The sequence below is a fragment of the Sulfitobacter sp. D7 genome (assembly GCF_003611275.1).
GTDB lineage: Bacteria > Pseudomonadota > Alphaproteobacteria > Rhodobacterales > Rhodobacteraceae > Sulfitobacter > Sulfitobacter profundi.
Genome location: NZ_CP020694.1, coordinates 1,663,398 through 1,683,689 on the forward strand (window position 1 = coordinate 1,663,398; position 20,292 = coordinate 1,683,689).

Below are 20,292 nucleotides of genomic sequence, written 5' to 3' on the forward strand. Positions count from 1 at the left end.
AAGCGCCGCCGATCTGCAGTCCACTCAATACGAAACGGGGGAAAGTCGCCGAACTATTCGGCGTAGGTCCGCGCGTATCTCGCCCCGAGTGAGGTGAGCATTTCGTAGCCGATCGTCCCGGCCCAATCCGCCAGATCATCGACACCCTGCTTTGGCCCCAGCAATTGCAAAGTCGCGGGGACTTCATCCAACGCAGAGACATCCACCGTGATCAGATCCATCGACACGCGCCCGACAATCGGCAGCGAAATGCCGTCATGTTGGAATGAGGCCGCGCCGACTGCATTGCCCATGGCGCGCTGGAGCCCGTCGGCGTAGCCCGCAGCGACGGTGGCGAGCTTCACCGTGCTCTCTGCCGTCCATGTGTTGCCATATCCCACAGTCTCTCCCGGGGTGACGTTGCGGGTTTGGATCACCGGCACATCAAGGGTGACCACAGGCCGCGCATCGGTGAAGGGCCGCCCGCCATAAAGGCCAATCCCGGGCCGCGTGACATCGAAGTGATAATCAGAGCCCAGCAGGATGCCCCCCGTGGCAGAGAGCGAGCGCGGGACGTCGATCCCTTGGGTCATCTCGTGAAAGCTGCGCAGCTGCGCGTCGTTCATCTCGTGTCCCGGTTCGTCTGAGCAGGCCAGATGCGACATGATCAGCGAGGGGTTCTGGCTGAGTGCGATGTCGCGCAGGGCCGCCCATTCCGCAGGCTCCATCCCCAGCCGGTTCATGCCGCTGTCGAGTTGGATGCCAAAGCCATGGCCGGGCAGGGTCTCAAGCTGTCGCAAAAGCTGCTCGGTCGAGTTGACCATCGGCGTTAAGGCGGCACCGGCAATCGCCTCGGCGTCGCCTGCCATGTGGCCGGAAAAGACATTGATCACCGGGCCTTCGCCCAAGGCCTGCCGCAGTGCTACGCCTTCTTCGGTCAAGGCCACAAAGAACTGTCGCGCGCCAGCCTCGGCCAAGGCTGTCGCCACACGGGCCGCACCAAGGCCATAGCTGTCGGCTTTGACCACGGCGCCGGTCTCGGCCCCCGTCATGCGGTCAAGGGCGCGCCAGTTGTCGGCGATGGCTTGCAGGTCGATGGTCAGGGTCGCTTTGCTCATGGGCGGATGTGGGCCAGAATGCGGGGGGAGGTCAAGCGACCAAGGGCACCTAACGTCATGCGCGACAGGGGCGAGGGGGATTTGTTACACTTTTGCCTACCGGATGCGCAGGATGGGGAGGTCAGGCGGATGTCACGGATCAGGATCATGTTTGGCCACGCGGGGGTATCGCTCATGGCGCTGGCCTGTGTGGTTGCCTTTGGCGCGATGCTCTGGGGGGCGCCGCTGTGGTGCTGGGCGCTGGTGCCGCTGGGGATCGCGGCGCAGATGCTCAATGAATACAACCTGCACCGGTATGTCTTTCACCTTGATCCGCCGAAACGGCAATGGGCCTTTGATCTGCTCTACCGCGCGCATTACGGGCACCATGATTTTCCCACCAATCACGGGCTGTTCTTTGTGCCGCTTTGGGTCGCTTTGCCGATGCTTGTGGGTAATTTCCTTTTGGTTTGGGGCATTGCGGCGCTGCTGGGGTTTGACGCAAGTCTTTGGATTGCCACGGCAATCGTACCCTTGGGTGGGGTGCTGACCTTTCTGGGCTATGAGTGGTTCCACATGACGGCGCATCTGACGGTCCCCAAAACGGCGGTCGAGCGGCATGTCACGCGGCTGCACAACCAGCATCACTTCCGCGACTTCAACAAGTGGTTCCACGTCAGCCCCGGCGGAGAGATTATCGACCGCGCCATGGGCACGGATATCGACACCGAAGCCTTGAAACAGCAGCAGCGCATCGCCTTTATCCGCACCTTGGGCATGAAACCCGATGACCCAAGGCTGTTGGCCGCCCGCGCCAAATTCGCCGGGAGGTATGGGCTCTCTGAGGCAGAAGTGGCCCGCGCCGCGCGGGGGTAAGTGTGAAACTTCCGTAACGTCACGGCTAGGGCGCTTGCTTGCCTCCGCAACGCAGGTAGGCTCGGGCCTATCCAAGGGAGGACGAACCATGCATAGACATATGACCACCACGGCCCTGCTTGCCGCCAGCCTTACCGCAGGGGCGGCGCAGGCGGAGAATCGGATCGACCGACAACTGCCGAACGCGCCCGAGCTCGCGGCCTATGGCGACCACGCGGTGGGCGTGCGCACGCTTGAGATGGTCAACCCCGATCAGATCGACATACTCGCCATCGACCCGGCCGCCGATAAGCCCGATGAGATGCCGCGCTATGACCGACCTTTGACCGTTGAGATGTATTACCCTGCCGCCGAGGGCGCGCAGGGCGAAACCGCCTTCAAAGCCTATCTGCGCGACGGCACCACCGAGGTCACGTTGCAGGGGCAGGCGATGCGCGATGTCGATCCGGCCTCGGGCGAGACCTTTCCGCTGGTCCTGATCAGCCACGGCTATCCGGGCAACCGCTATCTGCTGTCGCATCTGGCCGAGAACCTCGCCTCCAAGGGCTATGTCGTGGCCTCCATCGACCACACCGACAGCACCTACCGCACGCAGGCGGCCTTTGGCTCGACGCTGGTGAACCGCTCGCTGGACCAACTCTTTGTGCTGGAGCAGATGGCGCAAAAGGCCGCGGAGGGTGGCGATTTTGCAGGGCTTTATGACGCCGAGAACACCGGGTTGATCGGCTACTCCATGGGCGGCTACGGCGCGATTATCACCGCAGGCGGCGGCGTGACCGAGGCTTCTGTAGGCTACACATGGGGTGGGCCGCATGGCACATTGGGCATTCATCAGGCCGGGTCAGACACCCACGACGCGCTGCCTGATCCGCGCATCAAGACGGCCGTGGCCTTTGGCCCTTGGGGCATGAACCGGGGCTTTTGGGATGCCGAAGGTCTGGCGGGTGTGCAGATCCCGATGCTCTTTATCGCCGGATCGCAGGATGACACATCGCTTTACGAAGACGGCATTCGCGCCATCTGGCAAAACACCTCAAACGTCGACCGTGCGCTGCTGACCTATATGAACGCAGGCCATAACGCCGGCGCGCCGATGCCCGCGCCCACGGAGTCCTATTACTTCAGCGAGGACAAAGGGTTCAACATTTCAGAACATTACACCGATGCGGTTTGGGACACGGCGCGGATGAACAATATCGCCCAGCATTTCGTGACCGCATGGATGGATAGCCATCTGAAGAATGATGCCGAGAAGGGGGGCTACCTTGATCTGGTAGAGGATTCCAACGCTGGCGTCTGGTCTGTCGAAGAAGACGGGACCGAAAAGGACGACCACAGCTATTGGAAGGGTTTCGCCGAAGGCAGCGCCAAGGGGCTGATGTATGAGACCCGCGCGGCGGGCGAGTAACAGGCATCGACGCCCGGGGGCGCATGACCCCCGGGCGTTATATTTTTAAGGCTTGATGTAGGTGTAGCCCATCTGTTGCAGACGCGAGAGTTCCGCGACCCCGGAGGGCACGATGTCTTCCTCCCACACATCATAGAGATCATCCTCATAGCTGATCTCGCGGCCGCGCAGGGTGTTGTTGCAGACGTGAAAGCTGACGTTCTGCCCTTTGAGCGATGATACGGTTGTCTGCATCTTGTCGTTGCCCTTGGCATCGGCCAAGAGGCTCAGCCCATTGCCATGCAGCACGACCTTCACGTCGATATTCTCGGCCCCGACGGCATTGATGTGGTTCTGAATGTTGCGCATGGCCCCCAGATGCGCTTTGGAGCCTTCGCCGCCGTTATAGTTGATGTGATAGACGACTTTCTGCTTGCCGTAACGCTCGGTCTCTTCGGCGTGGAGCGCGAAGGCAAAGCTGGTGGCGAGCATCAGACAGATGGCGCGGATGATATTGGTCATTTTGGTCCTCCCAAGGTGAGTGACGGTACTGGCGCGAGGCGCAGAACCGCCCATCTAGCCTAACGGCAGTTTGGGGCAATCCAAATCACTTATTCAGGACTTTGAATTCGATGGGGATGGGGGCGATGGGCTGAGGGTCACTGCCCGCAAAGAGCGGTGGCCTTCAGCCGTGGGGGATCAAAATTCCTGTTCGTCGCCGCCACCCTGCTGCCAAGGCTGCACAAGGTTGCCAAAGCGGGTAAACCGGCCCTCAAAGCTGAGGTCCACCGTGCCGATCGGCCCGTGACGCTGCTTGCCGATGACCACCTCGGCGCGGCCGTGCAAGCGCTCCATCTCTTCTTGCCAGACCGCCATCTTGTCGAGCTCATGATCGCCCGGTTTTTCGCGTTCTTTGTAGTATTCCTCGCGGTAGACGAACATCACCACATCGGCGTCCTGCTCGATCGAGCCCGATTCACGCAGGTCCGACAGCTGCGGGCGTTTATCGTCGCGGCTTTCCACCTGACGCGAAAGCTGGGACAAGGCGATCACCGGAATGTCGAGTTCCTTGGCGATGGCCTTGAGACCCATGGTGATTTCCGAGATTTCGTTCACCCGGTTTTCCGATTTGCCCGTGCCGCGGACCAGCTGCAGGTAGTCGATGATCAGCACATCAAGCCCGTGGGTCCGTTTGAGCCGCCGCGCACGGGCGGCAAGCTGGCTGATCGGCAGGGCGGGCGTGTCGTCGATGAACAGCGGGCAGGCTTCCAATGCCTTGGCGGCATCGACGAAGCGGCGGAACTCTGTCTCGGTCATGTCGCCCGAACGGATCTGTTGGCTGGGGATCTCGGCGGCTTCCGACAGGATCCGCGCGGCAAGCTGTTCGGCGCTCATCTCAAGGCTGTAGAAACCCACCACGCCGCCGTCGACCGCGCCTTCGGTGCCGTCGGGCTTCATCCCGCGTTTGTAGGCTTTGGCCACGTTGAAGGCGATGTTGGTCGCAAGTGAGGTTTTCCCCATCGATGGACGGCCCGCAAGGATCAGAAGGTCAGAGCGGTGCAGACCGCCCAGTTTCTTGTCCATGTCGATCAGCCCGGTGGAGACGCCTGAGAGGCCGCCGTCACGCTGGTAGGCGGCGTTAGCCACGTTGACCGCATCTGTCACGGCCTTGAGGAAAGACTGGAAACCGCTTTCGACCTGACCCTGTTCGGCCAGCTTGTAGAGTTCTTGCTCGGCCTCGACGATCTGCTCGCGCGGCTCGGAGGCGACATCGACCTGCGCGGCCTTGGCCGAAATGTCGCGGCCCAGCTGGATCAGGTCGCGGCGCACGGCGAGGTCATAGATCATCTGCGCGTAGTCGCGCACCGCAAAGGCGCTGATCGCAGCACCCGCGAGACGGGCGAGATAGGCAGGGCCGCCCAGCTCCTTCAGCCCCTCGTCGTCCTCCATAAAGGCTTTGAGCGTGACCGGAGAGGCGAGGTTGTTCTTGGCGATCCGTTGGGAGGCGATGTCGAAGATGCGCGCGTGGACCGGCTCGTAGAAATGCTTGGGGCCAATGACAGAGGCCACGCGGTCATAAACGTCGTTGTTGGTGAGGATCGCACCCAGCAACTGCTGCTCGGCCTCGATCGAATGCGGCATCGATTCCGGTGCCTGCACGGCCAATTGGTTCGCGTTCAGCGATGTAATTTCGTTCATGACCTCACCCATTTCTACCCAGATGGTCGTCATAGCCAGTGGGGTCGTCCGGCGCAAATTGTATCTTTTGTGGATATCTTTATCAACAAAAGGCCCCACCACATTTTGCCTTGTGGAGGGGCCTTGGGTCAACATCTTGCGGAAATTCGGTTAACTTTTGCGGGATTCCTGCCATTCGCGCGGGGCGTTCAGGAAGGCTTCGACTTCGGTCAATGTTGCCGCGTCAAAGGCGCCTTGTGCGCGCGCTTCGGCCAAGACATCCCACCATGTGCACAGCGCATGAAGCGTAACGCCATGGTCACCAAGGGTCTTTTCGGTTTGTGGGAAAATGCCGTAGTGGAAGATCACGGCGGTATGGGCGCAGCTTGCGCCGGTTTCCCGAATCGCGTCGACAAAGCTGAGCTTTGAGCCACCATCGGTGGTCAGATCCTCGACCAGCAGCACGCGTTGGCCTTCGGTCATGTCACCTTCGATCCGCGCGTTGCGGCCATAGCCTTTGGGCTTTTTGCGCACATAGGTCATCGGCAGCGCCATGCGCTCAGCCACCATAGCGGCGAAGGGGATGCCTGCGGTCTCGCCACCGGCGATATTGTCGAAAGCCTCGAAACCGGCGTTGCGCATCACGGTGACAGTGAGAAAATCCATCAGGGTCGAACGGATGCGCGGGTGGGAGATCAGCTTGCGGCAGTCGATGTAAGTCGGGCTGGGCAGGCCGGAGGCCAGCGTGAAGGGGTCATCCGCGTTGAAATGCACCGCGCCGATCTCCAGCAACATGCGCGCGGTTAGGCGGGCCATTTCTTCGGGGCTGGGGTGGCTGGTGGGGATCATGGCAGGCGTCCTTGGCTGGGGAGAGGTCGGATCGGTATTTAAGAAAGGATGAAGATTAGGTGGTCCAGTGCAGATCGAAGCCGGGGTCGAAGACCGTGACCGGGCCGTCGGGGGTGTCGATGCTGGCGGGGTGTGTCGGTGTTTCGCGTTGCAGGGTGATCTGCGTTTCGTTTGGCGGCAGGCCATAGAAGGCGGGGCCGTTGAGCGAGGTGAAGGCTTCGAGCTTGTCGAGGGCACCGTCGTCTTCGAAAACCTGTGCGAGGATCGACATTGTGTTGGGCGCGGTGAAGCAACCGGCGCAGCCGCAGGGTTGCAGTTTGGCGCCATCGGTATGGGGCGCGCTGTCGGTGCCAAGGAAGAAACGCGGATCGCCGGAGGTGGCCGCTTGGCGCAGGGCTCGGCGGTGGGTCTCGCGTTTGGCCACGGGCAGGCAGTAGTAATGCGGGCGGATGCCGCCAGCGAGGATGTGGTTGCGGTTGATCACGAGGTGATGCGTGGTGATCGTGGCCGCAAGGCCGCTGTCGTTGCTGCGCACGTAGTCGGCGGCATCGGCGGTGGTGATATGTTCCATGATCACGCGCAGCGCAGGATGCGCGCGGCGAATTGGGTCGAGCACGCGGTCGATGAAGACGGCCTCGCGGTCGAATATGTCGATCTCGCTGTCGGTGACTTCGCCGTGGGTGCAAAGGGGCAGGCCAATCTCGGCCATACGGTCGAGCACCGGGGCGACTTTGTCGAAGTTGGACACACCGCTGGCGGAGTTGGTGGTGGCGCCGGCGGGGTAGAGTTTGACCGCGTGGATGAGGCCATCGGCATGGGCGCGGGCCACGTCGTCTGGGTCCGTGTCCTCGGTCAGGTAGAGGGTCATCAGCGGGGTGAAATCGGCACCCGCAGGCAGGGCGGCCATGATGCGGTCGCGGTAGGCGGCGGCTTGGGTGCCGGTGACCACCGGGGGCACGAGATTTGGCATGATGATGGCGCGGGCAAAGTCGCGGGCGCTATGGGGCAGCACGGCGCGCAGCATGTCGCCGTCGCGCAGGTGCAGGTGCCAGTCGTCGGGACGGCGGATCGTGAAGCTTTGTGTCATGGCCGCGGAGCTAGCACAGAGCGGGGGCGCGCGCCAGATTGAAAACCTATCCGGTGGCGGTCGCCACCTCTGTCACGGCGGCTTCTCGGCGGGCGCGAATGCGTTCAAGGCGGCGGGCAAAGCGTGGGGCGCTCATCCGCGCGCTGACATTGGCGCAGACCGCTTCGAGCAGTCTCTCGCGGCCTTGGGCGTTGACCGCTTGGCTGAGGTTGCGCAGGTAGGGCAGGTAGTCGCGTCGCGCGCGGAAGAGGGCGGCGAAACGGGACGCATCCAGCGTGCCGTCGGCGGCGGCTTGCAGCAGCGGGTCAAGCTGGTCGATCTCCAGCAGGTCGGTTTGCAGCGCATCGCCCATGAAGGGCATGCGCAGTTTGGTGACATTGGCGCGGGTAAATAGCGCGGCATGCATCGCGTCGAGTTTTTCTCGCGGGTCGTAGAGCACAAAGACCCGTTCTGCGGCGTCAAGCATATCGGGCGCATAGCCATAGCGGGAAGTGAAATCGAGGATCCGCATATCGGTGAAACGGTCGTCCCAATCGGTGATGCGCGGGTTAAGCGTGGCCTGTGGTTGGATCGCCACAACCGCTGCACCAGGGGAGGCAACGGAGTAGGCGGCGGCGGCATAGGCGCAGGGGCCAGCGCCGTAGAACAGCACCTGATCGAATTCATCAAAGAACCCGTCGTCGATCAGCCTGTCGAAATAGGCATAGACCTCTTCGGCGCGGAACCATGTGTCGCCATCGCTGGCAAGGCAAAGATGCGACCAGTCGTGATTGCGGACCATGTCCCAGCCCAAGGGCTGCGCCTTGTCGGAAAGGGCGTGCATGCCTTGATAGGTCTCAAACGTGACCAGCAGGGTGGTCTCACGCTCAATGAAGGCAGAGAAATGGCGTTTGCCCAAGGATTGGAAATATCCATCCTCTTCGGCCACGGCCTCTATTGCGCGCAGCCAGTCGCGTTTGGGCATATCGGCCAGTGAGCTTTCGATCGTGGGCGTCTCGCGCGGCATCGGGCATCCTCGGGCTTGTCAGGGCGGGGCAGAACCGCCGTTTCAGCAGGGTATAGCCGGATAATAGGGCGAAAATGCGGAAAATCCGTGAGAAATTGAAGAGAATGTGACGGTTTTCCGGGGGCGGTGTGGTGGCTGTGCGCTATTGGGATGGCTCGGCGGCTTGGGCGCGCCTTGCATAGTCCAGCATAATACGCGCCGCTTTGACGGTGACCGGGCGGCTTGGCGGGGCCATCAGCAGGCGTCCGAATAGGGCGCGGAATTGCTCTTGGGCCATTAGCGCGTCGAACCGGGTGCGACGCCAAGCGACGGCCGTTTCGTGCAGGGCGGTGAGGGGTGCGTCGGCCTTGAGGGCGGCAAGTTCGCGGGCCCGCGCCGGGGCGCTGGCGTTGATGGTTGTGTCGGTTTCGGTGTTGAAATTCCGCTCAACCCAATAGTCCAGCCCCAGCATGTCTGCGCGGTGCACCGCGCGGCCGCGGTCGGCTTTGAGCACATAGGATTCCATCGCGCCCAAGGGGTAGTGATTGATCTGGGCCAGCCCATAGTTCTGCCGACCGTAGGTTGAAAAAATGCGCCGCGTTTTGAAGAGATCGGGCAGGGCGCGGCCATGGCCGTCAAACCAGCGGGATTGGTCCAGCCGCGCGGGGTTGGGGCCACGGGGGCGGTGCACGCCCGGCTGCGCATAGGTGCCATCGTTGCGGTAGAGGGTTTTGAACATGGCAGCCCGCCATGGCCAGTGCATCACCGCAGGGGCGCAGCGGGTAAAGCCTTCGGTCACCGGGCGGTCTTCGTAGCGGACCTGATCGCCACTGCCGAAAAGCCGCCATGTGAGGGTGATCGCCGTGGCTTCGGGCAGGGCGGCGTGCAGCGCGGAGAGGCTGTGATCGCCGACATGGATGTTTACAAATTCATCGACATCGAGCGGCAGGATCCAATCGGCCTGCTGCACGATCTTTAGTTCGGCAGCGGCCTTCAGCGCGGTGAACTGGATGCCGCCTTTCTCATAGGGGCCGTCGTTGCGGATGTGGGTGACACCGCCAAGCGCTTGCAGCCGGTCAAGTATGTCATCGGTGCCGTCGTCGCAATCGTTGGAAAAAACCAGCACATGATCGAAGCCGATGGCGCGGTGATGGGCAAGCCATTCCAGCAAGAACGCGCCTTCGTTGCGCACACAAAGGATCGCGAGGTGGGAGACTTTACCATTCACGGCGGAAGGCCACGACTTTGTTATGCGAGCCCCGGTGGTAATAGGCCATGCCCCCCTGAATGAAAGCGGCAAAGACCTTGTTGACCCCCTCGGGGCCGATCCATTGTGGGTGCAACTCGATGATGGCGGCGCGCAGAGTGTCGAGCGGCAGCGACGGGATCAGGTCGACCTCAGCGCCTTCAATGTCGCAGATCAGAACGCTGGGGGCGATGTCGGCGAAAACCTCAGCGGCGCCCAGCACGTCGATTTGATGGGTCTCGGGCGGGGCTTCGCCTTCGAAACGGGTCATGGAGGAGGACAGGATCTGTTCGCGTACGTGGAAATCAACCTTGCCCGGCGCAGGGCCGAGGATGGCGTTGGTGACATGGGCATTGCTCAGCCCGTTGGCCGCATGGACCCGGCGGATATAGGGGATAAGGTTCGGGTTCGCCTCAAATGAATGAACCGAAGCCACGTTGCGTTTGCTGGCCACCAGCGTCGACATATAGCCCACGCCGCCACCCAGTTCGATCACCCGGTCGCCCTCCCGGACCACGCGCAGCGCGGCCTCGCTTTCCTTTGCTTCATAGGCGTTTTGGCGCAGCAGTTTGCGGACCCGCCCGCGCAGGATCGTTGGATCGTCGGGGAATTTCATGCCGCGCGAGTGGATGAAATTCGGCTCAGGCTTGGTGTCTGTCACGGGTCAGCTTTCCATGTCGAGAGCGAGGGCATAGGCGACACGCTCGGTCGCGCTTAACTTGACGTTAAGCGCTTGGCGGTAGAGATCGCGGAACTCTGGCGTTTGGTGCAGCTCTTCCGCCTTGGCGCGGTGCCAGGCAAGGCCCGCTTCGTGATGCGCGCGAAGCGGGTCGTCGGCCAGCAGGCGGGCCATCTCGGCATGCAGACGCGGCAGGTTGCGCTGGATTGAGACATCTTGGTGGTCGTTCCAATCCATGCGGATCCAGTAGTTGATACCGATGGAGCGGTCGACATGCAGCGCGCGCCCGCGCTGGCGTTTGACAAGAAAGGAGTCGGCTGAGCGCAGAGCGTAGTGGTTCAGTTGCAGCAGGTCATAGCCGATGTTGCTTTTGGAAGACCGCCACCCGTTGCGCAGCGCATCGCGCGTCATGTCGCGGCCCGAGCCGTTGACCCATTTGACCCGTTCCGCCTGCGCGTCGTCCAATTTGTTGGGCCGGTGGCAGGAGAGTTTTTCATAGGCGCCGATGTTGCGGAACATTGTCTTGAACCCCCATGCGGTATGGGGTTTCGGGCAAAAGCTGGGTGCGCAGTGGTCGAACTGGCCGATCACCGGCGCGCCCGACAGGGCCGTCACGCCGTTATGGCCAAAGAGCCGCCAAGTCATCGCGATATTGGTCGCCTCGGGCGCTGCGGCGAAAAAATCGTTGAGCGTGCCGTTGCCGGGGCGGATGTTGACGAATTCGTCAACATCGATATGCGCGATCCATTCCGCGTCCCGGATCAGCGGCTCTTTCAGCGCTTGGTTCAGGGCATGCTGCTGGGGCGAATTGCCCTTCCAGTCGTCGTTGTTGCGGTGTTGCAGGATGCCCATGTCTTGCAACCGCCCGAGCACGGCATGGGTGCCATCGGTGCAATCGTTGGTGTAGATCAGGAAGTTATCAAATCCCACGGCGCGGTGATAGGCGACCCATTCAAGGATATAGGGGGCCTCGTTCTTCATGCAGCCGACGATGACATTGCCGCTGTTGCCGGGCGGTAATTGGCGCGGCGGGACGGTGGTATAGGCGGGCGCGGGCTGGTCTGCGCCCTCGGGCGCCGCGTCGTTATGCGGGCGGAAGGGGCTGCGAAGGATCGTTTCGTGGTTGACCTTTACCCGGTTCAAAAGCTGGGCATTGGCCGCGCGGGCGTCTTCTGAGGCGGCGGGGTCCGATAGCATCGCCTCGAATTTCGCGGCCGACTGGCGCGCCATCTCAGCCTCAGCGTGTTTCTGCGCCAGAGGGGTCGCGGTTGTTCGGATGCGGTGGGCGAAAGCGGCGAGGTACTGCGTGGCGCGAAAGCCGCGTTCGGGGTCTGCTTCGGTCCAAAGGGGTTCTGGCCTGTCGGGGGTGAGCGCCGCAGCCAGCGCGGGATATCGGGTGATGAGGGCTGCGTTGTCGCGGGCGAAATGGTCGGAGATCGGGGCGAGACTGCCGGGCGCAATCGCTGCGCCACCGATCTGCAGCGCCTGCAACATCTGGCTCCATGTGCTGCGCGGGCAGGAGAGGTCATGCGCTTGCAGATAGCGGATCAGTACATCGTTAAACGCGCGCATTCGGGCCAGCCAAGGCGCGGGCAGAGGGGCAAGCGCGCGGCCCGGATCAACCGGACCGAGGAGCGTGGTCAGGTCAAGGCTATCGGAAACTTCCCGCGCCCCGTTTTTGGACAGGAGCTGCGGCAGGTCGAGCGGACGGAATTGGACCTTTTCGGCCCCAAAGGCGTCTGCCCAATGACTGTGAAGGGCCTGATAATCCAGCCAGAAGGGCGGGTTTTGTACATCTGAGAATAGGCCAAAGTCGGGGGCATCCTCAGCAGGTTCGAGCGCGCCTTGCCACCACCTGCCACGCTCCGCCAAGGTGAGTTCCTGTGTCAGCGAATGGCGGCGGCCTTCGGTCACGGCAAAGGTATAATGCGCGGTGAGAAGTCGGGCCTGTTCATCTAGATGCGCGATAATGCGAATGTCGTCGAAATAGGGGCAGAGCAGATCGCGCAGGCGGGCAAGCTCCTCGGGGCGCGACAGCAGGTTGCCCAGTTGTGCCGCGCTCAGCACCACATGATCGGCGCAGCTCTCGGCCAAATCGCGAGGGATCAGTGCGTGAAATTCATCACGCAGCGTGGCGCCGATCAAAACACTGTCGAGCCCGCGTCGATAGCGCAGCAGTCCAACCGCATCAGGCGCGGCGCAGGCGGCATAGAGGCGGACGTGGTTCCAATCGGGGGCCAAAACCCCTTGTTTCAACAGCGCGCCCTTTTCCTGCTGCAAGATATTGCGCAGTCGCGCGGCGGCTTTTTCAGTCGGGCCGATGAACAGGGTGAGGCGCATCACTCGGCCACTTCTTTGCCGGTGTTGCTTTGGCCCCACCATGGCAGGTCGATGCCGAGGTGGGCGGCGATCTTGTCGCGGGCGCCGGGGTCTTCGATGTCGAATTCCAGAAAGTTGGCATAGCCGGCAAAGACTCGGCGGCAAAAGGTGAAATGCCCCTCAACCCATTTGGCAAGCTCGGCCTCGCTGCGGCCAAAGCCGCGGGGCAGGCCCGGCACGTCGGCCTGTGGCAGGCGGCGGCGGCCCAGATTGTTCCAGCGCATCATGCTGTTCGCCGTCTTTGCCGGATCGCGGTGCGACAGCAAAAACTTGATGTCGGGGTGGTGCTGCTGAATGGTGCTCAGCAGCCCCCAATCGGTCTGCGGCCAAAGGCTGCGGTCATGGCGCACGGCGCTCATCTCATTGATTGCGTCGAATTCTTGCAGCCGCGCCAGCGGGTCGCCGCTGGCAAAATAATCGGCATAGATGATCCGGCCGACATGCTCTCCGGTAATGTCAGGCAGAGCGCTTTGCCCTTTGCGGATGCGCCAATCGGCGACCCTAAGCCCCGCGTGGCGCAGCGCATCGGTGAGCGTGGTGGTGCCGGTCTTGGGCAGGCCAAGGTTGATGATCCGTGGGCCGGTCATTTCAGTCCAATCTGGGCACGGACCTGCGCTTCGGCGACGGAGTAGGGGCTGGCCTCGCGGAGTTGTGCCTGCATCGCGCGGTAGGCCGGATCGGCCAGCAGGGCATCGCGGCGGGCGCGGTGCGCGGCCACGGCATTGGCATGAAGTTCAGCGATGCCGGGCAGCGCTGTGAGGCGGTCCATCTCGGCGCGCAGGGCGGGCAGGTAACGCTGGATCGAGCGATCCTCCCAAGCTGCATCATTGCGGTCGCGCCAATAGGTGTCGTCAAAGGCGCGGTGTTCGCGGTTCACGTCACCCCGATCATTCTTGACCAGAAAGCTGTCGAGCGAGCGCAGCGCGTAATGGTTTAACGTCGCAAAACGCCGCGCGCCGCGGGCGGGAAAGGCGCGGATGCGGCGCTTGTTGGCAGCGCTGCGGAAGGGCGCGGGCACCTGTCGGCCTGCGCCATCGGTCCAATGCGGTTGGTGTTTTTCGTCATCATGAAAAGGCCGGTGTGCGCCGTAGTAGCCTAGCGGGAAATCTTGGCGGACCAGCGACTTCACCTCAATCGCCGTATCGGCGCACCAGATGTCGGGGTTATGGCTGCGGGTGAATTGCGCGATGATCGGTTCATCGACGAACTCCTCGATCCCGCCATTGGCGAAGAACTGGAAATGCAGCGAGATTGCCTGCGGATCGCCGCAGGCTGTGATCAGCGCGGGCAGGCGGTGGTCGCCCACATGGATGTTTAGAAACTCGTCCACATCCGCGACCCAGACCCAATCGGCCTGCGTGACGACGGGTTGGCGCCGGGCATCCTTCAGCGCCTGCATTTGGTAGTTTCGATTGCTGGCCGGGTTGGGCAGATGGGTGACGATACCATGCCCGTCAAGCGCGCCCAGCAGGCGGTCGGTTCCATCGGTGCAATCATTTGAATAGAATAGGAAATCCGTGACCCCGATCACCCGATTGAAGGCAATCCATTCCAGCAGAAACGGGCCTTCGTTCTTGACGCAGGTGACAGCGGTGATGCGCATGTCAGACCCCGCCGCGCCGGATCGCGATGAAAATGCTCTGTCCCATATCCGCCCCTGTGGCCCCGTTGTTCTCGGTGACCGTCGATTATTGCTTGAGACTATGCCAGCGCGGGGAAATCACGTCAATCTGCCCGCGCCCTGTCAGGCCCCTTGACGGGGCGGGGCGGGAATGCACCACTGGGGCCATGAAAAACATTGATACGATCGACGCGGTCCAAGAGATGCTGAGCGCTGAGGGCTATGTTTGCGACCGCGCGCTTGGGGTTGTGGTTTTCCTCAGCCTTACGCTGCGGCGGCCTTTGTTTCTGGAAGGCGAGGCGGGTGTCGGCAAGACCGAGATAGCCAAGGCGCTGGCCGCCGGGTTGGGGCGGCGGTTGATCCGGTTGCAATGCTACGAAGGGCTTGATGCGTCGAGCGCGGTTTATGAATGGAATTTCCCCGCCCAGATGGTGGCGATCCGCACGGCGGAGGCGGGCGGTGGCGCGGATCGGCGCGCGCTGACCCAAGAGTTGTTCAGCGACGACTACCTGATCGAACGCCCGCTTTTGCAGGCGCTGCGCCCCGATGAGAACGGCGCGCCGGTGCTGCTCATCGACGAGTTGGACCGCACCGACGCGCCTTTTGAGGCGTTTTTGTTAGAAGCGCTGAGTGATTTTCAGGTGACGATCCCCGAGCTTGGCACGATCCGTGCGCCGGAGCCGCCGATCGTGATCCTGACCTCCAACCGCACGCGGGAGGTGCATGACGCGCTGAAGCGGCGGTGCCTTTACCATTGGGTCGATTACCCGGATGTGGCGCGTGAGATGGCGATCCTTTCGGCCCGCGCGCCCGAGGCGGCAGAGGCGCTCAGCCGCGAGGTGGTGGCTTTTGTTCAGCAATTGCGGACGGAGGATCTGTTCAAAAAACCCGGTGTGGCAGAGACCATCGATTGGGCGAAATGTTTGCTGGCCTTGGATGTAACGACCCTAAGCCCCGAGGTCATCGCCGATACGTTGGGGGCGGTGCTGAAATACCAAGACGACATCGCCAAGCTGCAAGGGTCCGAGGCCGCGCGCATTCTCGAACAGGCCCGCGCGTCGCTGGTGCCCGCCTAAGCAGGATGGCTGAGCAGACCCCCCTCGACCTGCCGGACGACCCGAAGCTGGCGGGGAATATCACTCATTTCGCCCGCGCCCTGCGGCGGGCGGGGCTGTCCATCGGGCCGGGGCGCGTGGTGGAGGCGGTGGAGGCTGTCGTCGCCGTGGGGTTCACCAGCCGCCGTGATTTCTATTGGACGCTGCACGCTTGTTTCGTGAACCGCCCTGAACAGGCGCGGGTTTTTGCGCAGATATTCCGGCTTTATTGGCGCGATCCGCGCTATCTGGAACATATGATGGCCGCGATGCTGCCCGCCATCCGCAGTGTGCAAGAGGACCGCCCCGCAACCCCGGCAGAGAAACGCGCGGCAGAAGCCCTGCTGGACGGGGCCGAAGCGCCGGAACGAGAAGAGCAGCCCGAGCCGGAAGAGACCCTCATTGAAGTCGATGCGAGCCTCACGATGTCGGCGCGCGAGCGGCTCCGGACGCTGGATTTCGAACAGATGACCCTCGCCGAGATGGCTCAGGCGAAGCGGATGTTGGCCAAGCTGGAACTCCCGGTGCCGCCGATGCCGAGCCGCCGGAATGTGGCAGCGGCACAGGGGCGGATTGATGTGGCACGCACGATGAAAGCGGCGCTGCGGCGCGGGGGAGAGATGGAACGGCTCTACCGGATGACTCCGCGCGCGCGCTATCCCAACCTTGTGGTGCTCTGTGATATCTCAGGCTCAATGAGCCAATACAGTCGGGTGATCCTGCATTTCCTGCACGCGGTGGCCAACAGCAAGGGCGCGGGCTGGGCACAGGTGCACGGGTTCACCTTTGGTACACGGCTGACCAATATCACCCGGCATCTTGCGACCCGCGATGTGGATGCGGCGCTGGCAGCGGCGGGCGCGCAGGCGCAGGACTGGGAGGGGGGGACGCGCATCGGGGCCGCGCTGGCCGCGTTCAATCGCGATTGGTCTCGGCGGGTCATGGGCCAAGGCGCGGTGGTCTTGCTGATCACCGACGGGTTGGACCGGGACGATCCGGCGGAACTGGCGCGGCACATGCAGCGGCTGCATTTGACCGCGCGGCGGGTGATCTGGCTAAATCCGCTTTTGAGGTGGGACGGGTTTGCGCCCAAAGCGGCGGGCATTCGCGCGATGTTGCCCCATGTCGATAGTTTTCGCGCGGGGCATTCCATTGCGTCGTTGGAGGCCTTGGCCGAGGCGATCTCGTGCCCCGATGATCCGGGTGAAAAGGCGCGGATGTTGGCGGGGTTGAACGCGGAAGGCTAGGCGCGAGGCCGAGGGAGCCGGCTGCGGGTCTCTCCAAAACCAGAAGGTTTCGGAACCCCCCTTGATTGATCCCGGCCTGTCACCCGCCTGTCGTCGGCTCAAGCTAAATAGCCGTATCCCCTGAAGGGGCCCCTCGGCGATTTAGCTTGCCCCGCCGCCCTGCGCGCGACCGTTTGGTCTCAAGCAAGGGCGGCTCCGAAACCAGAGGTTCAGGCGAAGGCTTGCGCAAAGGTGCTGCGGTAAGTGGCGCGCAGATCTGCCAGCAGTGCAGAGGCCGCGCCGAAGCTGATCTTCTCGCCGCCGAATGCGCCGACTTGGGCCACGGGCACGCCGGCCTCTTTGCCTGCGGCGATCAGGGCCTCAGCGGCCTCGGCGGTACAGGCCACAAGGTAGCGGGCCTGATCTTCGCCAAAGAGGGTGGCTGTGTCATCGCTCTCGATCTCGATGCCGATACCTGCGGTCTCGGCCAGCTCGAAGGCGGCGAGGGCGAGGCCGCCATCGCCGAGGTCGGTGCAGGCGGAGATTTGGCCTGACTGGGCGCGGATGAATTCCCCGTGGCGGCGTTCGGCCACGAGGTCGACATGGGGCGCATCGCCCTCGGCCCGGCCGAAGGCTTCGGCGAGCAGGGCGGATTGGCCGAGGTGGCTGCCCGCGCTGCCGATCAAGAGGGCCACATGCCCCTCGCACAGCTGGTTGCAGATGATCTGCTCGACATTGTCGATCAGGCCGACCGCGCCGATGGTGGGCGTGGGCAGGATGCCTTTGCCGTCAGTCTCGTTATAAAGCGATACGTTGCCCGACACGATCGGCATGTCGAGCGCGCCCACGGCTTCGCCGATGCCTTTGATCGCGCCGACGAACTGGCCCATGATTTCGGGCTTTTCGGGGTTGCCGAAGTTGAGGTTGTCGGTTGTCGCCAGTGGTTTGGCACCGACCGCACAGAGGTTGCGATAGGCTTCGGCCACGGCCTGTTTGCCGCCCTCGGTTGGGTTGGCTTTGACGTAGCGCGGGGTCACGTCGGAGGTGAAGGCCAGCGCCTTGTCGGTGCCATGGACCCGCACGATGCCAGCGCCAAGGCCGGGCAGACGGACGGTGTCGCCCATGACCATCGTGTCGTATTGCTCATAGACCCACGCTTTGGAGGCGTGGTTCACGGAGCCTATGAGGGCGCGGAGACCGTCGATGGGGTCGATGGTTGGCGCGTCGGACAAAGCGGCGGCGGCAGGGGTTTCGACCCAAGGACGGTCATATTCCGGCGCGGTGGAGGCGAGTTTCGACAGCGGCAGGTCGGCTTTGACCTCGCCATTGAGGCAGATGAGGAAGCGGTCCTCGGGGAGTGTTTCACCGACGATGGCGAAATCGAGGTCCCATTTGTCGAAGACGGCTTTGGCTTCGGCCTCAAGTTCGGGGCGCAGGACCATGAGCATCCGCTCTTGGCTTTCGCTGAGCATCATTTCATAGGCCGTCATATGCGGTTCGCGCGTCGGCACTTTTTCAAGGTCGAGACGCACGCCAAGGCCGCCTTTGTCCCCCATTTCCACGGCAGAGCAGGTCAGGCCCGCAGCGCCCATGTCTTGGATCGAGATCACGGCGCCGGTTGCCATCAGCTCAAGCGTGGCTTCCATCAGGCGCTTTTCTGTGAAGGGGTCGCCGACCTGGACGGTGGGGCGTTTCTCTTCGATGGTGTCGTCGAATTCGGCGGAGGCCATGGTCGCGCCGCCGACGCCGTCGCGGCCAGTTTTTGCACCGAGGTAGACCACCGGCATGCCGACGCCGGATGCGGCGGAATAGAAGATTTTGTCGGCATCCGCGAGGCCCGCCGCAAAGGCGTTGACGAGGCAGTTGCCATCATAGGCTGTGTCGAACCGCACTTCGCCGCCGACGGTCGGCACGCCGAAACAGTTGCCATAGCCACCGACGCCTTCGACGACGCCATGTACAAGTTGGCGGGTCTTGGGGTGATCAGGGCGGCCAAAGCTGAGCGCGTTCATCGCAGCAATCGGGCGCGCGCCCATGGTGAAGACATCGCGCAGAATGCCGCCCACGCCGGTCGCGGCACCTTGGTAGGGCTCGATGTAGGAGGGGTGGTTGTGGCTTTCCATCTTGAAGACCAGCGCTTGGCCATCGCCGATATCGACCACGCCTGCGTTTTCGCCGGGGCCGCAGATGACTTGGGGGCCGTCGGTGGGCAGGGTGCGCAGCCATTTCTTGGAAGACTTATAAGAGCAATGCTCGTTCCACATTGCTGAGAAAATGCCCATCTCGGTGTAGTTCGGCTCGCGCCCGAGGATGTTGACGACCTCGGTGTATTCCTCGGGCGTGAACCCGTGGCTGGCGATGAGGTCGGGCGTGATGGCTGGATCTTGCATGGAAATTCCCCGGCTGGCGCGTTTGCGCCCTCATACAAGGGGAAATGCCGGGGGGGAAGTGGCTTTGGCAGCCTGTGGGCTGAAAGAAGGCGATAGGCCAAAAAAAAGGCCGAGCTAAAAGCTCGGCCAAGTCCAACAGGGAGGTATGAAGCGACGCGCCCTCAGGCTGTCAATCTTCATAATGGTGAAATAGGAGGCAGGGCTGTTCAAATCAAGGCTATTTAACATCGCAAGTCATCATGGCCGATATGCGCTTATTGCATGGCTTGCGGCGGGGCTGCGGTTCAGTTGTCGCCTTCGACCCGTTCGCGCCATTGTTTGCGGTAGGTTATGATCTCTTCCTGCACAAAATCCTTGAAGGCCGCGACGCGTTTGGATTGGCGAAGCTCTTCGGGATAGGCGAGGTAGACCGGCACTTCGGCGGATTCGATATCGGGCATCACCTGCACGATATGCGGGAAGTCTTGGATCAGGTAGTTGGGGAGCACGCCGAGGCCAAGGTGATGCACCACGCCTTGCAACACGCCGAAGTAGTTGTTCACCGTCAAGAGCGAACGCAGGTCATACATCATCAGCTCTTTGACCAGTTGCAGCCCGGCGCCGACTTGATCGCTGTCGGTGTTCTGACAGATCAGCCGGTGGTTGGTCATGTCTTCCATCCGCTCTGGCGTGCCGTGTTTTTCCAGATATTCGGGGCTGGCGTAGAGCCCCATCCGCACGGTCATCAGCCGTTTGCGGACCAGATCGGCCTGACTTGGTTCTTTCATGCGGATCGCCACGTCGGCCTCGCGCATCGGCAGGTCGAGCACGCGCTCTTCAAGCATCAGGTCGACCTTAAGGTCAGGATATTGCTCATAAAGTTTGGGCAGCCGCGGGGCGAGCCAGAGGGTGCCGAAACCGGTGGTGGTGGTCACGCGCAATTCGCCAAAGACTTCTTCCTCACTGTCGCGAATGCGTGCGGCGGCGGCGTCAAGACGCTTGGCCATGGCCGAGGTCGCGTCGAATAAAAGCTCGCCCTGTTCGGTCAGGATTAGCCCGCGCGCATGGCGGTGAAAGAGGTTGGTATTAAGCTGTTCCTCAAGCCCGCGAATCTGCCGACTGACGGCAGATTGCGACAGGTTAAGCTTGTCGCCTGCATGGGTCAGCGACCCGGCATCGGCCACGGCGTGAAAAATTCTGAGTTTGTCCCAATCCATGGCCCGTACTTTCCTTGCCCAGC

17 protein-coding genes are annotated in these 20,292 nt (G+C 62.5%); 4 read left to right on the plus strand and 13 right to left on the minus strand.

The genetic code is table 11. The features are described from left to right. Nucleotides 1–53: 53 nt before the first annotated feature. A complete protein-coding gene (gene alr / locus B5M07_RS08070; protein WP_120350918.1) occupies nt 54–1,097 on the minus strand; it encodes an alanine racemase in 1,044 nt (347 codons plus the stop codon). Between the two features lie 147 nt (nt 1,098–1,244). Between alr and B5M07_RS08075 the strand changes: the two genes are divergently transcribed. Continuing rightward, nucleotides 1,245–1,952: a sterol desaturase family protein gene (locus B5M07_RS08075; protein ID WP_254693980.1), complete on the plus strand. Its 708-nt coding sequence runs from the start codon at nt 1,245–1,247 to the stop codon at nt 1,950–1,952. A 100-nt stretch (nt 1,953–2,052) separates the two neighbouring features. Further along, a complete protein-coding gene (locus B5M07_RS08080) occupies nt 2,053–3,360 on the plus strand; it encodes an alpha/beta hydrolase family protein (RefSeq protein ID WP_120350920.1) in 1,308 nt (435 codons plus the stop codon). Between the two features lie 45 nt (nt 3,361–3,405). Here B5M07_RS08080 and B5M07_RS08085 read toward each other — a convergent pair whose 3' ends face one another. The 10 genes from B5M07_RS08085 to B5M07_RS08130 all read right to left on the minus strand — a co-directional run bounded on the left by B5M07_RS08085 (nt 3,406) and on the right by B5M07_RS08130 (nt 14,345). Next, nucleotides 3,406–3,861 (minus strand): DsrE family protein, encoded by a 456-nt coding sequence (locus B5M07_RS08085; protein ID WP_067941853.1) that lies wholly within the window; start codon nt 3,859–3,861, stop codon nt 3,406–3,408. A 177-nt stretch (nt 3,862–4,038) separates the two neighbouring features. Continuing rightward, nucleotides 4,039–5,538 (minus strand): replicative DNA helicase, encoded by a 1,500-nt coding sequence (locus B5M07_RS08090; RefSeq protein ID WP_067629172.1) that lies wholly within the window; start codon nt 5,536–5,538, stop codon nt 4,039–4,041. 150 nt (nt 5,539–5,688) lie between these two features. Then, on the minus strand, nt 5,689–6,366 hold the full coding sequence (locus B5M07_RS08095; protein ID WP_120350921.1) for an orotate phosphoribosyltransferase: 678 nt from the start codon (nt 6,364–6,366) through the stop codon (nt 5,689–5,691). A gap of 55 nt (nt 6,367–6,421) precedes the next feature. Further along, a complete protein-coding gene (pyrC, locus tag B5M07_RS08100; protein ID WP_120350922.1) occupies nt 6,422–7,453 on the minus strand; it encodes a dihydroorotase in 1,032 nt (343 codons plus the stop codon). A gap of 46 nt (nt 7,454–7,499) precedes the next feature. Next, complete coding sequence (locus tag B5M07_RS08105) at nt 7,500–8,459, minus strand: phosphoadenosine phosphosulfate reductase (RefSeq protein ID WP_067939995.1); 960 nt, start codon at nt 8,457–8,459, stop codon at nt 7,500–7,502. A 142-nt stretch (nt 8,460–8,601) separates the two neighbouring features. Further along, a complete protein-coding gene (locus B5M07_RS08110; protein WP_120350923.1) occupies nt 8,602–9,666 on the minus strand; it encodes a glycosyltransferase family 2 protein in 1,065 nt (354 codons plus the stop codon). After that, complete coding sequence (locus tag B5M07_RS08115; protein WP_120350924.1) at nt 9,656–10,345, minus strand: FkbM family methyltransferase; 690 nt, start codon at nt 10,343–10,345, stop codon at nt 9,656–9,658. Before B5M07_RS08115 ends, B5M07_RS08110 begins: the two co-directional genes overlap by 11 nt. Before the next feature lie 3 nt (nt 10,346–10,348). Then, nucleotides 10,349–12,703 carry a glycosyltransferase family 2 protein gene (locus B5M07_RS08120; RefSeq protein WP_120350925.1) on the minus strand — a complete coding sequence of 785 codons (2,355 nt, stop codon included), beginning with the start codon at nt 12,701–12,703 and terminating at the stop codon, nt 10,349–10,351. Next, on the minus strand, nt 12,703–13,329 hold the full coding sequence (locus B5M07_RS08125; RefSeq protein WP_120350926.1) for a sulfotransferase: 627 nt from the start codon (nt 13,327–13,329) through the stop codon (nt 12,703–12,705). The genes B5M07_RS08120 and B5M07_RS08125 overlap by 1 nt, the downstream gene beginning before the upstream one ends. Further along, complete coding sequence (locus B5M07_RS08130) at nt 13,326–14,345, minus strand: glycosyltransferase family 2 protein (protein WP_120350927.1); 1,020 nt, start codon at nt 14,343–14,345, stop codon at nt 13,326–13,328. Before B5M07_RS08130 ends, B5M07_RS08125 begins: the two co-directional genes overlap by 4 nt. Nucleotides 14,346–14,530: 185 nt before the next feature. Between B5M07_RS08130 and B5M07_RS08135 the strand changes: the two genes are divergently transcribed. Further along, complete coding sequence (locus tag B5M07_RS08135; protein WP_120350928.1) at nt 14,531–15,439, plus strand: AAA family ATPase; 909 nt, start codon at nt 14,531–14,533, stop codon at nt 15,437–15,439. A 5-nt stretch (nt 15,440–15,444) separates the two neighbouring features. Further along, nucleotides 15,445–16,704, plus strand: coding sequence for a vWA domain-containing protein (locus B5M07_RS08140; protein ID WP_120350929.1), 1,260 nt, complete (start codon nt 15,445–15,447; stop codon nt 16,702–16,704). Between the two features lie 209 nt (nt 16,705–16,913). Here the strand turns inward: B5M07_RS08140 and purL are convergent, their stop codons facing one another. Beyond that, nucleotides 16,914–19,073: a phosphoribosylformylglycinamidine synthase subunit PurL gene (gene purL / locus B5M07_RS08145; protein ID WP_120350930.1), complete on the minus strand. Its 2,160-nt coding sequence runs from the start codon at nt 19,071–19,073 to the stop codon at nt 16,914–16,916. A 284-nt stretch (nt 19,074–19,357) separates the two neighbouring features. Then, on the minus strand, nt 19,358–20,269 hold the full coding sequence (locus B5M07_RS08150; protein WP_120350931.1) for a LysR family transcriptional regulator: 912 nt from the start codon (nt 20,267–20,269) through the stop codon (nt 19,358–19,360). Between the last annotated feature and the right edge of the window lie 23 nt (nt 20,270–20,292).